The sequence below is a fragment of the Achromobacter pestifer genome (assembly GCF_902859625.1).
Taxonomy (GTDB): domain Bacteria; phylum Pseudomonadota; class Gammaproteobacteria; order Burkholderiales; family Burkholderiaceae_B; genus Achromobacter; species Achromobacter pestifer.
Genome location: NZ_CADIJX010000001.1, coordinates 169,325 through 181,829, shown reverse-complemented (window position 1 = coordinate 181,829; position 12,505 = coordinate 169,325). Strand labels below are relative to the sequence as shown.

Sequence of the window (12,505 nt, the reverse complement as noted above, 5' to 3'; positions counted from 1 at the left end):
AATCAGCTTGTTGTCAGGAATTACCCTAGACAGAGGGACTACGGCATTGGCGGGAATGCCTGCGCGTCCGCCAGCAATCCGCGCAGCAGCGCCCCCTGCCGCCGAAGCGCTGGCTCATCCTGCCCGCTGTAGCCGATCACCAGCCCCGGTGGCAATACGACGCGCCGGCAATAGTCCGCGACCGACTGCAACGCCAGTCCTTTTGCCCGCGCCTTGTCCAGCAAGGCCGCGATGTCCACCCCCGCTGGCAGCCACCACACCAGATGAAATCCGGCCTGGTCCCCGCTGACACGCAACGCTTCGCCGCCCGCCGCCTGCGCCAACAGGTCCAGCACCAGATCGCGCCGTTGCGCATACACGGCCCGGGCCTTGCGAACGTGGCGCGCAAAGCTGCCGTCTTCCAGGAAGCCGGCCAGCGTCATCTGCTCGATCATGCTGTTGGACCGCCCGGTCGTGTGCCGTGCCCGCGCGAAGGCCGCCACCCATCGCTTCGGCACCACCGCGTAGCCGATGCGCAGCGCGTTGAACATCGTCTTGTTGAAGCTGCCGCAGTGGATGACCCGATCCGCCGTGTCCAGGCTTTTCAGCGCTGCCAACGGGGCGCTGTCGTAGTTGAATTCGCTGTCGTAATCATCTTCGATGATCCAGCAGTCCGCCTGCTCGGCCCACGCCAACAGTTCCAGTCGGCGCGACACCGGCATCGTGACGCCAGTGGGCGATTGGTGCGCGGGGGTGACATGTACCAGCTTCACGCCGCGCTGCCGGCGGGCGCGGGCTACCGAGAAGCCGTGTTCGTCGATAGCAATGGGAACCACCCGTGACGTGAACTGGCTGAACAAGGGCATGGCGTTCAGATACCCCGGATCCTCCACCAGCACTTTGTCCTGCCGAGACAGCAGGATGCGGGCGCTCAGGTCCAGCCCGTCACGGATGCCGGTCAGGATCACGACCTGATCCGCATCGCAGGAAATCCCACGGGCCGCGCCCAGATAGCGCGCGATCTGCTCGCGCAGCGCCAGCCAGCCTTGTGATTCCTCGTTGGCCAACTGGTCGGGGGTGACGCGCTGCGCGCTGACCATCAGGCCCTTGCGCCAGGTTGCCATGGGGAACAGCGCCGCGTCGGCGGTTCTAGCGGCGAACAGCGGTTCAAGCCTGGCGGGGGGCAACGGCATCGCGCGCAGGGTGGACGGGCCAGACACAGCGCCGGAACCGGCATCACCCGGCAGGCCCCGGCGAAAGAAATTGTCCGGGATGACGGCCGACACGTAAGTCCCCGACCCCACGGCGCCCGTCGTATAGCCTTCACCACGCAACTGGTCATAGGCCGCCTCGACCGTCGAGCGCGAGACATGCCACCGTTGCGACAGGCTGCGTGTGGAAGGCAGGCGCGCGCCCGATGCCAATACCCCTTTCAGGATCCGTTCCTGAATCTGCCGATACACCCAGGACTGCTTGGATTCGCCAGCACGCGGGGAATCCTGTGGCAGATCCAGACTGGATTCCTGCTTTTTCCGAACAGAAAGTGGCTTGCTCATTATTAACAATATGGCCCTATTGAATAAGCCATTCTAGCGGTAGATTTCGTTTCGGATGCTTGCCGCCCATCAGCCACCTGGAACCCGCCATGACACCGTCCTACACCATCACCCTGCCCTCTGGCGTGTTTGCCACGGACGGCGAGGCGTCCATCCTGGACGCCGCGCTGGCCGATGGCACGCCCGTTCCGTTTACCTGTCAGCGAGGCGAGTGCGGGTCTTGCCGGGCACAGGTGCTGGAGGGGAACTACGCACGCATCACGCCGCCAAACGAGCGCTCGTACGTGCCAGCGGAAGACGAATTGCTGATGTGCCAATGCCGCGCCACCAGCGACCTGACGCTGCGGTTCACGCACTGGGACGCACCCGCCAAGGCGCCCCAACGCCGGCTGGCCAGTGTGATCTCGCGGCGGCCGTTGACGGCGGACGTGACCGAACTGATCGTCGAGGTCCAGGGGGCCGACGCTTTTGACTATCAGCCAGGGCAGCACGTGCGATGGCTGCTGGAAGATGGCAGCCACCGCTGCTTTTCGATTGCCAACATGCCCCGCGCGACGGGGCCGCAGCGGTTGGAATTCCACATCCGCCGCACGCCCACCGGCACGTTCACGAACCACCTGCTAACGGCGCTGAGGCCGGGCGACGCCCTGTCGCTGGATGGCCCGCATGGCGCCTGCATCTGGCCCGCGACATGCCCCGAAGGAATAGACCACCTGGTGCTGCTGGCAACAGGCACCGGGTTCGCCGGCGTCTTCCCCATTCTGATGGCCGCCATCGACAGCCGCAGCGTGCAAAGCGTCACCCTCTACTGGGGCGCTCGGGAATCGCAGGACTGCTATGCCAGCGGCCTGTTGAACGCGCTTCAAGGCAAGGATGGCATCTTCCGCTGGCATCCCGTGGTGTCGGGTGACGCACCCGCCCAGCCGAACGGCGGCCACTATGTGCAGGACGTGGCCGCGGACGCGAACCACGACTGGAGCCGCACCCGGGTCTACGCCTGCGGCAACGGCGCGATGGTTCGCCAGGCGCAAGCCCGCTTGCGCGCGGCTGGCCTGCCAGAAGGGCAATTCCAATCCGAGGCCTTCTTGCCGGCCGACCCTGCTGGCGCAGGCCCTGCATCACCGCCCCCCGCGCCGCACCCGTGGGAGCGCGTCAGCGAACGCTTCACGCTGGACGGCATCCTGCAAGCGCGCCGGCGTTCGATGGACGCCGTGCGGGAGATTGCCGCCCTGATGACGCCCGGCATCACCACCGGCGACGCCATCGCTCTGGCCGACCAACACTTGCGCAGCATGGGCGCCTCGCACAACTGGCACCCCACCTATGTCCGATTCGGCGCCGACTCGCAGTCTCCGGCGGTCCAACCCACCGACCGGAGCCGCCTTCTGGGCGACAACGATATCTTCGTCGTCGATATCGGCCCGGTCTGGGACGGCTACGAAGGCGATTATGGCGATACCTTCCTGACCGGCGCCGACGCCGACCAACAGCGATGCGCGCAAGCTGCCCGCGACGTCTTCCGGCGCACACGGCTGGCCTGGCTGGATGGGCTGACGGGGCAAGCGCTGTATGACCTGGCCGATACCTATGCGCACGAATACGGCTGTGCGCTGGTGCACGATATCGCCGGGCATCGGGTGTCGGACTTTCCGCATGCGCTGTACGGAAAGCATCGGCTGGCCAACGCCGACTTCATTCCCGGCGATGGCATCTGGGTGCTGGAAATTCAGGTCCGCGACCTGGACCTGCCCATCGGCGCGTTCTATGAGGACGTGCTGCTGCGCCCCCCTACTGCCTGAACACCCCGTCAAGATGCGCGCGCATGGCCGCCCAGGAACGGACATCGGCGCGGCGGTCGTAGACGATGCCGCGCTCGGGAAACACCGCGCCGTCAAACGTGAAGGCGTGCAAGGCATGGCCGTAGGCATGCAATTGCCAGTCCGCGCCAGCGTCGGTCAATTCGCGGGCAATCGCCAACACGTCGGCCGGCGGCGCGACCGGATCTTCCCAGCCGTGCAGCAACAGCACGCTGGCATCGATGCGGCGTGGCGGGACGGCGCCCGGCGCTTGCAGCGCGCCGTGGAAACTCACCGCCGCCAACAGGTTCGGTGGCGCGGCTCGCGCCAGATCCAACGCGCACAATCCGCCGAAGCAATATCCCACGGCGGCCATCCGCGCCGGGTCAACGCCCGGGAATCCACTTGCCGCTTCGAACCCCGCCAGCAAGCGCTGGCGCAACAAGCGTCTGTCCCGCATCAGCGGATCCATCAGCGCGGCGTTATCACCCAGCGGATCACCGCGCACGCCCTTGCCGTAAGCATCCAGCGCGAAGCAGACGTAGCCCAGCCGGGCATAGCGTTCGGCCAAACGCATCGTGGGTTCGGTCAGCCCGCTCCAATCGTGCGCCAGCACAACACACGGCAACCGTGGGGAAAGATCGGCGGGCGCGCGACTGCAAGCCCAACAGCGACACATGCGGAACCAGTGAACCGTCTTCGGCCGCGTTGGGCCGGCCCATGTTGACGGACAGCACCGCCAACGGAATCGGACTGGTGTGGATGGGCCGCCCCGCATGCATGCCGGCCAGATCCTCAATGAACCAATAGCCTTGCACCCACGCAGACAGTGCCGGGGCCGGAGGCAGGGTAAGCATCAGGCGGCTCCCGCCGGCTACGGCTTGCCCTTGCCTTCCACCCAGCGCTTGCCTGCTAGCTTGGGGTCCGGAAAGGGCAATTCCAGGTTCGTCGGGGGTGATGCCACCCACTTGCCGCCGTCCTGATAGAAATCCATGGGCGCCTCCGACGTGCCTGCGGGCATCAGCAACATGGTGGTGCACGACACCCGCCCTTTGTGCGACGGCTTGGGTGCAGGCAGGCAAGTGCCGATGGCCAGTTGAGACCCCTTCATGCCCGGCAGGTCATCACCCAACAAGGTCAGCACGGCGGCATGCGCCTCGTCCGGTGTCGGAATGGTGAGGGGTTCGGCGTGCGCGCCAAAGCCGATCACGGCCATTCCCAAAATGCCTAGCGGAGCAAGCTTCATGCGTTTCCCAATGGTGGAGCCGACATCCGGCTCCTTGGCCCGATTCTACCCGGGGCGCCGCACCGCCCGGACCTTGCCGCTGTTGCCGCCGCCGCAATAAAAGCAGTCCGCGCCATCGGACTCCAGGCCCGACACTCCGACGCCCGCTGGCATCTCAATGCTTTCCAAGACCTTGCCGGTCTCGGGCTCCAGGCGGCGCAGTTCACTGGCATCGTTCTCCCAGGTGCCGTGCCAAAGCTGGCCTTCCACCCAGGTGACGCCGGTGACATAGCGGTCGGAATCGATCGTGCGCAGCACACGTCCCGTATCAGGGTCGACCTGATAGATCTTGCGCTGCTGATATTGGCCAACCCACAAGGCGCCGTCGGCCCAGGCCATGCCTGAGTCCCCACCGCCCCCGGGCGCGGGTATCGTGGCCAGCACCTTGCCGCTCTTGGGGTCCAATTTCTGAATGCGCCCGTCGGCAATCTGGTAGAAGTGCTTGCCGTCGAAGGCCGTGCCGGCGCTGGCGGGCACCTCCAGCGTGCGTGCGGTGTCGCCGCTATCGGGGTCCAGCGAGACGAGTTTTTCTCCCACGGCAAACCAGACCTGCTTGCCGTCATAGGTGACGCCGTGCACCTTCTCGACACCAGGGAAAGGGCCGTATTCACGGAGGATTTGGGCTTGGGTTCGTTTCATGGTCGCATCCTTTTCAGTAGGAGCCTTCATGCTACTGACCGGGCAACAGCACCGGGAGTAACAAGCTTGTCGTGAATCCCCGCACCGGCGGCGTCATCCACCGGCGGGCGCGGCCATGCCCCAACGGCTGCGCGTGGTCCGCCGCCGCCAACGCATCCAGCGCCCGCTGCATCGAACGCTGATTGGCGCCCAGCGCCAACGCCAGGGCGGAACTGGACCACGCCTGGCCGTCGGCCAGACAGGCAAGCACCGCGGCCTGATCCCGGTCGGCGACCTCGACGGGGCGGGCCAGCACCACGGCCTCCACGGCGTCGGCCGGCTTCAGGACAAAACCGTGCTTCGTGGCGCTGACGCCTGCCAGCGGACGCATCGCCGCGCGCAGCCGCCCGATTTCCACCCGTAGTCTCACCCGGTGCGAATCGTCCTGAAAGCCCGTCCGGAAGACCTCGGCAATCAAACGTTCACGGGACACCTCTTGCGGCCACGCCTGCGCCAACAACCGAGCCAGCGCGAACAGGATGGGACGACTGGCCAGCGACACCGTCTGGCCCTGGCGGCGCAAGACATTGCGGCACGCATCCACGATCAACGACGGGGATGCCAACAACGCTTCCACTTCGCCCAGCAACACGTCGCGCGATCCGCCCTGCCCGATCAAGCGGCCGGCCGGGGCTTGCAGCGCCTGGAATGCATGGTCCACTTCCGCCAACAGGGCCGGAATCGCCGCTTGCCGCGCCGCTTGCCTGGCGCGGGACAATGCCGCGCTGGCGGCCTCGGCCTGCACACGGCGCAGCGCAATGCCGCCCAAGATCAATTCGTGGATCGCGCGCGACGCGGGCGGCAGTCCCGCCACCTCCACGCCAGCCAGTGACTGGTCGGCGTCCTCCAGACGGCTGGTCAACAATTGCCGGCGGGCCTGAAGGTGAGCCGCATGCACGGCATTGGCCGTGTCGCCCTGCGCGTGCAACGTGGCGCGCGCGCTGGCCAACGATTTTTCCGGCCACGCCAGATCGCGCGAGGCCAGCGCCACCTCGGCCTCGGCCACCACGCATCGGGCGCGAGCGATGGCATGGGTGGCGCCGAAGGCGTTCGCGGCACGGCGCAGCAGCGATTTCGCCCGCACGAAGTCACCCAACTGCGCCATCGCGATGCCACGCAACGCCAAGGCCGGTGCGTCCTCGCGCAACGCAACGACGTTCAGCGCGCCAAGCGGATCACCCGCCGCCAACGCCCGCGAGGCGGTTGAAATCATGAAATCCATGGGACTGCCGTCACGCTGTCGCTCCTGGGAGGGGAAGGCCCTGGAAACTAATCTACCACCCCCATTCGCCGTCACACTGTTGCGCCCCCGCAATGATGCGGCCCCATTTTTATGCGGGCGGCCCCGCCCCTGCCCCCTTTCCCCTGCCGCCAGCGTGTAAACTCCCCCCTTTTTGACTCTGGTGGTATGTTGCAAGCCCCACAGCGCACAGGTTTAAGCGGCCCGACGCTCATTCGCTTGCTGACTCGCCTGACGGATGTCGACGTTCCGGAATCCAGGCAGTCGCTTTCAGACCATCTGAGCCAGTGGCTCGGCTGGACGGATGCGATCGCGCTATCCGCGGCCCTGAATACCAGTCCGCCCGTGATTGCTCCCGGCGCGCGAACCTTCAGCAGTGCCGAGGAACGCGAGTGCGTGCGTGTCCGGACCACATTGGCGGACGCGATCGCCAGCGATACGGCGGCGACCGTCGCCAAGCGGCTCGTTCCAGGACAGGCGCCGGCCAAGAAGTCGGCGGCCGTTGCGGAAGCCGAGGCCGACTACTCGAATTTCCGGCAGCGGTATTTATCGTTGCAGCACACGATGGAAACCAGCGTGGGCAATCTGCGCAGCCGTCTGCGCGGCATGGTCGCAGCCAGAAATGGCGAAATGACGCGCCTGGCGGTGGTGGATGCCATCATGGACCGCGCCCTGCTGCCGAAGGAACGCGCCTTGTTGGGCGCCATCCCGAAGTTGCTTGGCGGGCATTTCGACCGTCTGCGTCTGGCCGAGGCAGCAGCGTTGGCCCCGGCCGACGCCGATACGCCAGTCCACGCAGACGCGGATGCCGAGTCCGCAACCGCCGCGACGCCTGCCCCGGCGCCCGCGGCCGCACCGATTACACCCGGCGCATGGCTGGACGTGTTCCGCAAGGATATGCGGAGCGTCCTGCTAGCCGAATTGGATGTTCGTTTACAACCGGTCGAAGGGCTGCTTGCCGCCCTTCGCGCCAGCTAACCGGGACACTATGTCCAAGTATCTGATCAATTTCGTGGTTTTCCTGGCCGGTCTGGCCGTCGTGGGCTGGATTGGCGCAGGCTATGCGGGCACCAACCCGCTGGCGCTGGCCGTGACGCTGCTGATTGGCGTCTGTTACCTGGCCGGCACGCTAGAGTTGCTGCGCTATCAGCAAGCCACCTCCAGCCTGACGCGATCGGCCGGCGGCCTATCCGAGGCGCCAGCCAGCCTGGGTTCCTGGCTGGACCAGTTGCATCCCAGCCTGCGCAATGCGGCGCGGCTGCGGGTTGAAGGCGAACGGGTCGGCCTGCCCGGCCCGGCACTCACGCCCTACCTCGTCGGTCTGCTGGTGTTGCTGGGCATGCTGGGCACGTTCCTGGGCATGGTCGTGACCTTGCGCGGCACGGGCATGGCGCTGGAAAGCGCGACCGACCTGGGCGCCATCCGTGCATCGCTGGCCGCGCCGGTCAAGGGTCTGGGCTTCGCGTTCGGCACGTCAATCGCTGGCGTGGCCACGTCCGCCATGCTGGGCCTGCTGGCCGCGCTGTGCCGCCGCGAACGGGTGCAGGCCGCGCAACTGCTGGACACCAAGATCGCGACGACCCTGCGGGTCTATTCGCAAAGCTATCAGCGCGAGGAATCCTTCAAGCTGCTGCAACGGCAGGCTGAAGTGATGCAGCGGCAAGCCGACGCCATGCCCACGCTGGTGGACCGCCTGCAAGCCATGATGCAAAACATGGAGAAGCAGACGCAGTCCATTAACGACCGGCAGTTGGCCAGCCAGGATGCGTTCCAGGGCAAGGCCGAGGCGGCCTACGCCCGGCTGGCGTCCGTGATGGAACAGTCCATGAAAGACGGCGTGGCGGAAAGCGCGCGTTCGGCGGGCGTGGCCTTGCAGCCCGTGGTGGAAGCCACGATGGCCAGCCTGTCGCGCGAAACCGCCAGCCTGCAAGACACGGTGACGCAAGCCGTGCAACAACAGTTGAGCAGCCTGACGTCGGGCTTCCAGGCGTCCACCGCCAACGTGGCCGATATCTGGAACCAGGCCCTGGCCGGCCAGCAACGCACCAGCGAAACGCTGGCGCAGGATCTGCGCGCGTCACTGGACCGATTTGCCGAAACCTTTGAGCAACGTTCGTCCGCCCTGCTGGACGGCGTGGCCGCACGACTGGAAGCCTCATCGGGCAATATGTCCGATGCCTGGACTTCCGCGTTGTCACAGCAAGAGCGCGCAAGCGAAAAACTGGCCGGCGACAACCTGCAAGCCTTGACCGCGGCCGCCGCCAGCTTTGAACAGCACTCCGCGTCGCTGCTGCGCACGCTGAACCAATCGCACACGCTGCTGCAATCCGATCTGGCATCGCGCGACCAGCAACGCCTGGCCGCGTGGACCGAAACGCTGGGCGCCATGGGCGCCACCTTGCGCCAGGAATGGCAGCAGGCCGGCGCGCAAGCCGCCGACCGCCAACAAGCCATCGGCGACACGCTGGCCCAGACCGTGCGCGACATCAACGCCCAGGCGGCGGCACAAGCCAGCTTGCTGGAAGGCGTGTCGACGCGCATGGAAAACGCCGCGAATGGTGTGTCCGAGCGCTGGAATGCCGCACTGTCCCGCCAGGAAGAGGTCAGCGAAAAACTGGCCGCGGACAATCAGCAGGCGCTGACCACCGCCGCTGCCGCCTTCGAGCAGCACTCGGCCGCGCTGTTGCGCACGCTGGAACAATCGCACGCGGACCTGCACGCCGCGCTGGCCGCCAAGGACCACGAACGCCTGACGGCCTGGACCGGCACGCTTGGCACAATGGCCGCCGCGCTGGGCCAGGAATGGAAGGCCGCAGGCGATCACACCGTGACCCGCCAGCAAGCCATCAGCGATACGCTGGCCTTGACCACCCGTGACGTCGCCGCTCAGACCGAAGCACAAGCCCGCTTGCTGGACAGCGTCTCGGCCCGTCTGGAGACGGCCGCGCGCGAAGTGACGCAAGCCTGGACCGACGCTCAGGCTCGCCAGGAACAGGTCGGCGAAAAGCTGGCCGCCGACAATCAACAAGCCTTGACGACCGCGGCCGCTGCCTTCGAGCAGCACTCGGCCGCGCTGCTGCACACCCTGGAGCAATCGCACGCGGATCTGCATGCCGCACTGGCCGCCAAGGACCACGAACGCCTGACCGCCTGGACCGGCACGCTTGCCGCGATGGCCGCCACGCTGGGCCAGGAATGGAAGGCCGCGGGCGATCACACCGTGACCCGCCAACAAGAAATCAGCGACACGCTGGCCTTGACCACCCGTGACGTCACCGCCCAGACCGACGCGCAAGCCCGCTTGCTGGACAGCGTCGCGGCCCGTCTGGAGACGGCCGCACGCGAAGTCACGCAAGCCTGGACCGACGCGCAAGCTCGCCAGGAACAGGTTGGCGAAAAACTGGCCGCCGACAATCAGCAAGCCCTGACCACCGCGGCCGCTGCGTTCGAGCAACACTCGGCCGCGTTGTTGCACACGCTGGACCAGTCGCAGGCAGACCTGCAAGCCGCGCTGGCCGCGAAAGACGAAACACGCTTGGCCGCCTGGACTGCAAAATTGGCCGCGATGGCCGATGCGCTGGGGCAGGAATGGGAACTGGCGGGCGTTCAGGCCGCCGACCGTCAACAGGCCATCAGCAACACGTTGGCCCAGGCCACGCGCGATGTCACCGCCCAGACCGTGGCGCAAGCCAGCGCGCTGGAAAACGTGTCGGCACGCCTGGAAGCGGCCGCAAGCCACGTCACGCAGGCCTGGACCGACGCGCAATCCCGCCAGGAGCAAGTCGGCGAACAGCTGGCCGCCGGCAACCGGCAGGCGCTGGAAACCGCCGCAGCCGCATTCGAGCAACATGCGGCGTCGCTCCTGCGGACGCTGGATCAATCACACGCCGACCTGCAAACGACCCTGGCGTCACAGGACGACGAACGCCTGGCCGCCTGGACCACCCAGCTTGCCGGCATGGCCGACGCGCTGCGCCAGGAATGGCAACAGGCCGGCGCCGCCACCGCCAGCCAGCAGCAACAGATCTGCGACACGCTGGCCCAGACGGCCAACGACATCACCACGCAAACGCAGGCACATGCCAGTGACACCATCGCCGAAATCGGCCGTCTGGTGCAAGCCGCCTCGGAAGCGCCGAAGGCCGCCGCCGAGGTCATCGGCGAACTGCGCCAGAAGCTGTCCGACAGCATGGTGCGCGACAACGACATGCTGGAAGAACGCAGCCGCTTGCTGGGCACCTTGGACACGCTCTTGAACGCCGTCAACCACACCGCCGCCGAGCAACGCACCGCCGTAGACGCGCTGGTGGCCTCGTCGGCCGAATTGCTGGAGCGCGTGGGCACGCAGTTCACCGACCGCGTAGAAGCCGAAACCGGCAAGCTGACCGACGTCGCCGCGCAAATGACCAGCAGCGCCGTGGAAGTCGCCAGCCTGGGCGAATCCTTCGGCGCTGCGGTTCAGCTGTTCGGCGATTTCAATGACAAGCTGGTGGCCCATCTGCAACGCATCGAAGCCGCGCTGGACAAGTCCATCGCACGCGGTGATGAGCAGTTGTCCTACTACGTGGCGCAGGCCCGGGAAGTGGTTGACCTGAGCCTGATGTCGCAGAAGCAGATCATCGAAAACCTGCAACAGCTGGCCATCCAGCGCGCCACCGCCGGAGCGGAAGCCGCATGAGCGACGACATCGACGGCGGCGTAGAGGCGACCGCGCCGGTCTGGGCCGTCTTCGGCGACTTGATGTCGGTACTGCTGGGCGCCTTCGTGCTGATCCTGGTCAGCGTGATCGGCGTGCAACTGCAACTGTCGACTCAACTGGAAGAAGAGGTCAAGCAACGACAGGAAGAAACGCAGCGGCGCGAAACGCTGGAGCAGGCGTTGGCGGGTCCGCTGGCGGCAGGCCGCGTCACGCTGATCAACGGCCGCATCGGCATCAGCGGCAGCGTGCTGTTCGCGCTGAACTCCGACCAATTGCAGCCCGAAGGCCGCGAAGTCCTGAAAAGCCTGATCGAGCCCCTGTCCGCGTATCTGAAGACGCACGATGAAATCCTGATGGTCAGCGGCTATACCGATGACCAGCAAGTGCGGGAAGGCAACCGCCGCTTTGCGGACAACTGGGATCTGTCGGCGCAGCGCGCCTTGACGGTCACTCGCGCGTTGATCGACGAAGGCGTGCCCTCGCCTTCCGTGTTCGCGGCTGCCTTCGGCTCGGAACAACCCGTGGCGTCCAACGCCGACGAAGCCGGCCGCGCCAAGAACCGCCGCGTGGAGATCACGCCGATTCCCAAGCCCTCCAACGAGCCGGAAAAACCGCATGGGCAGTGACGGCAGCCACGTCGGCGCCTGGGACGCGCAAGCCACGCTGGACGCCTGGCGCGACAGCGGAGCCGACCGCGCCGACCCGGTGCGCTTCCGCTTCCTGGACGCGATGGCGCGGCGAACTGCCGGGCTGGAGGGCCCAGCCCGTCAATTGCTGGATGACAAGCTGGCTGGGCTGCTGCGCGCATACGAAGCCGCGCTGGATACCCGCCCCGCCGTCGCGGACGAAGCCAACAGCGCCGACGAAATCGCCCCCGGCGCGTTGGCCGCCCTGATCGATTACCTGGCCCACCCGGACGCGCCCGATGGCGCCCCCGCCTGGACCCGCGACGCCTTGGGCCTGCGCGCAGCCTACCCCGACGTGCAGATGCTGGAGTATTTCCGAGGCGTTTGGTCGCGGGTCAGCGCCGACCGGCAGGTGCGCCAATCCCAAGAGCAAGTCCACAAGAACGCCGGCCCGCTCAATTCCAACCAGCTGGTGCACCGCGCGCTGTCCCTGATGCGCGAACTGTCGCCCGGCTATTTGCAGCAATTCCTGTCGTACACGGACGCGCTGATGTGGATGGAGCAAATCAACATTGCCACGGCGCCCGCGCCCAAGGCTGCAACCCCGAAGAAAGCGTCGCGCCCCAAAGCGCGCTGATCAGCCCAC

Annotated in this window: 10 protein-coding genes; 5 read left to right on the top strand and 5 right to left on the bottom strand. The window is 66.6% G+C overall.

Annotated features, from left to right (window positions below; translation table 11 throughout):
* Positions 1-38: 38 nt before the first annotated feature.
* The gene (gene pdxR / locus HV753_RS00780; protein WP_175172518.1) at positions 39-1,535 is read right to left on the bottom strand and encodes a MocR-like pyridoxine biosynthesis transcription factor PdxR; all 1,497 of its coding nucleotides are present in this window, start codon (positions 1,533-1,535) and stop codon (positions 39-41) included.
* Between the two features lie 89 nt (positions 1,536-1,624).
* Here pdxR and HV753_RS00775 point away from each other — a divergent pair, with 89 nt between their 5' ends.
* Positions 1,625-3,334, top strand: coding sequence for an NAD(P)H dependent flavin oxidoreductase family protein (locus tag HV753_RS00775; protein WP_175172517.1), 1,710 nt, complete (start codon positions 1,625-1,627; stop codon positions 3,332-3,334).
* Here HV753_RS00775 and HV753_RS00770 read toward each other — a convergent pair.
* The 4 genes from HV753_RS00770 to HV753_RS00755 all read right to left on the bottom strand — a co-directional run bounded on the left by HV753_RS00770 (position 3,324) and on the right by HV753_RS00755 (position 6,516).
* Positions 3,324-4,010 carry a dienelactone hydrolase family protein gene (locus HV753_RS00770; protein WP_175172516.1) on the bottom strand — a complete coding sequence of 229 codons (687 nt, stop codon included), beginning with the start codon at positions 4,008-4,010 and terminating at the stop codon, positions 3,324-3,326. The genes HV753_RS00775 and HV753_RS00770 overlap by 11 nt on opposite strands.
* A 195-nt stretch (positions 4,011-4,205) precedes the next feature.
* Positions 4,206-4,577 carry a hypothetical protein gene (locus HV753_RS00765; protein ID WP_175172515.1) on the bottom strand — a complete coding sequence of 124 codons (372 nt, stop codon included), beginning with the start codon at positions 4,575-4,577 and terminating at the stop codon, positions 4,206-4,208.
* A gap of 45 nt (positions 4,578-4,622) precedes the next feature.
* A complete protein-coding gene (locus HV753_RS00760; RefSeq protein WP_175172514.1) occupies positions 4,623-5,255 on the bottom strand; it encodes a Vgb family protein in 633 nt (210 codons plus the stop codon).
* 31 nt (positions 5,256-5,286) lie between these two features.
* On the bottom strand, positions 5,287-6,516 hold the full coding sequence (locus HV753_RS00755) for a helix-turn-helix domain-containing protein (RefSeq protein ID WP_175172513.1): 1,230 nt from the start codon (positions 6,514-6,516) through the stop codon (positions 5,287-5,289).
* A gap of 186 nt (positions 6,517-6,702) precedes the next feature.
* Between HV753_RS00755 and HV753_RS00750 the strand changes: the two genes are divergently transcribed.
* Genes HV753_RS00750 through HV753_RS00735 form a run of 4 tightly spaced genes read left to right on the top strand, consistent with a single transcriptional unit; the run spans position 6,703 to position 12,496 of the window.
* Positions 6,703-7,512, top strand: a complete 810-nt coding sequence (locus tag HV753_RS00750; RefSeq protein ID WP_175172512.1) for a DUF3348 domain-containing protein — start codon at positions 6,703-6,705, stop codon at positions 7,510-7,512.
* 10 nt (positions 7,513-7,522) lie between these two features.
* A complete protein-coding gene (locus HV753_RS00745) occupies positions 7,523-11,212 on the top strand; it encodes a DUF802 domain-containing protein (RefSeq protein WP_175172511.1) in 3,690 nt (1,229 codons plus the stop codon).
* Positions 11,209-11,859, top strand: a complete 651-nt coding sequence (locus HV753_RS00740) for an OmpA family protein (RefSeq protein WP_175172510.1) — start codon at positions 11,209-11,211, stop codon at positions 11,857-11,859. Before HV753_RS00745 ends, HV753_RS00740 begins: the two co-directional genes overlap by 4 nt.
* Positions 11,849-12,496, top strand: coding sequence for a DUF2894 domain-containing protein (locus tag HV753_RS00735; protein WP_175172509.1), 648 nt, complete (start codon positions 11,849-11,851; stop codon positions 12,494-12,496). The genes HV753_RS00740 and HV753_RS00735 overlap by 11 nt, the downstream gene beginning before the upstream one ends.
* Positions 12,497-12,505 lie beyond the last annotated feature (9 nt).

Coding starts and splice junctions, on each gene's coding strand:
- HV753_RS00755 (WP_175172513.1), bottom strand. CDS start 6,516: ATGGATTTCATGATTTCAACCGCCTCGCGGGCGTTGGCGGCGGGTGAT.
- HV753_RS00745 (WP_175172511.1), top strand. CDS start 7,523: ATGTCCAAGTATCTGATCAATTTCGTGGTTTTCCTGGCCGGTCTGGCC.
- HV753_RS00740 (WP_175172510.1), top strand. CDS start 11,209: ATGAGCGACGACATCGACGGCGGCGTAGAGGCGACCGCGCCGGTCTGG.
- HV753_RS00765 (WP_175172515.1), bottom strand. CDS start 4,577: ATGAAGCTTGCTCCGCTAGGCATTTTGGGAATGGCCGTGATCGGCTTT.
- HV753_RS00775 (WP_175172517.1), top strand. CDS start 1,625: ATGACACCGTCCTACACCATCACCCTGCCCTCTGGCGTGTTTGCCACG.
- HV753_RS00750 (WP_175172512.1), top strand. CDS start 6,703: ATGTTGCAAGCCCCACAGCGCACAGGTTTAAGCGGCCCGACGCTCATT.
- HV753_RS00760 (WP_175172514.1), bottom strand. CDS start 5,255: ATGAAACGAACCCAAGCCCAAATCCTCCGTGAATACGGCCCTTTCCCT.
- pdxR (WP_175172518.1), bottom strand. CDS start 1,535: ATGAGCAAGCCACTTTCTGTTCGGAAAAAGCAGGAATCCAGTCTGGAT.
- HV753_RS00735 (WP_175172509.1), top strand. CDS start 11,849: ATGGGCAGTGACGGCAGCCACGTCGGCGCCTGGGACGCGCAAGCCACG.
- HV753_RS00770 (WP_175172516.1), bottom strand. CDS start 4,010: ATGTGTCGCTGTTGGGCTTGCAGTCGCGCGCCCGCCGATCTTTCCCCA.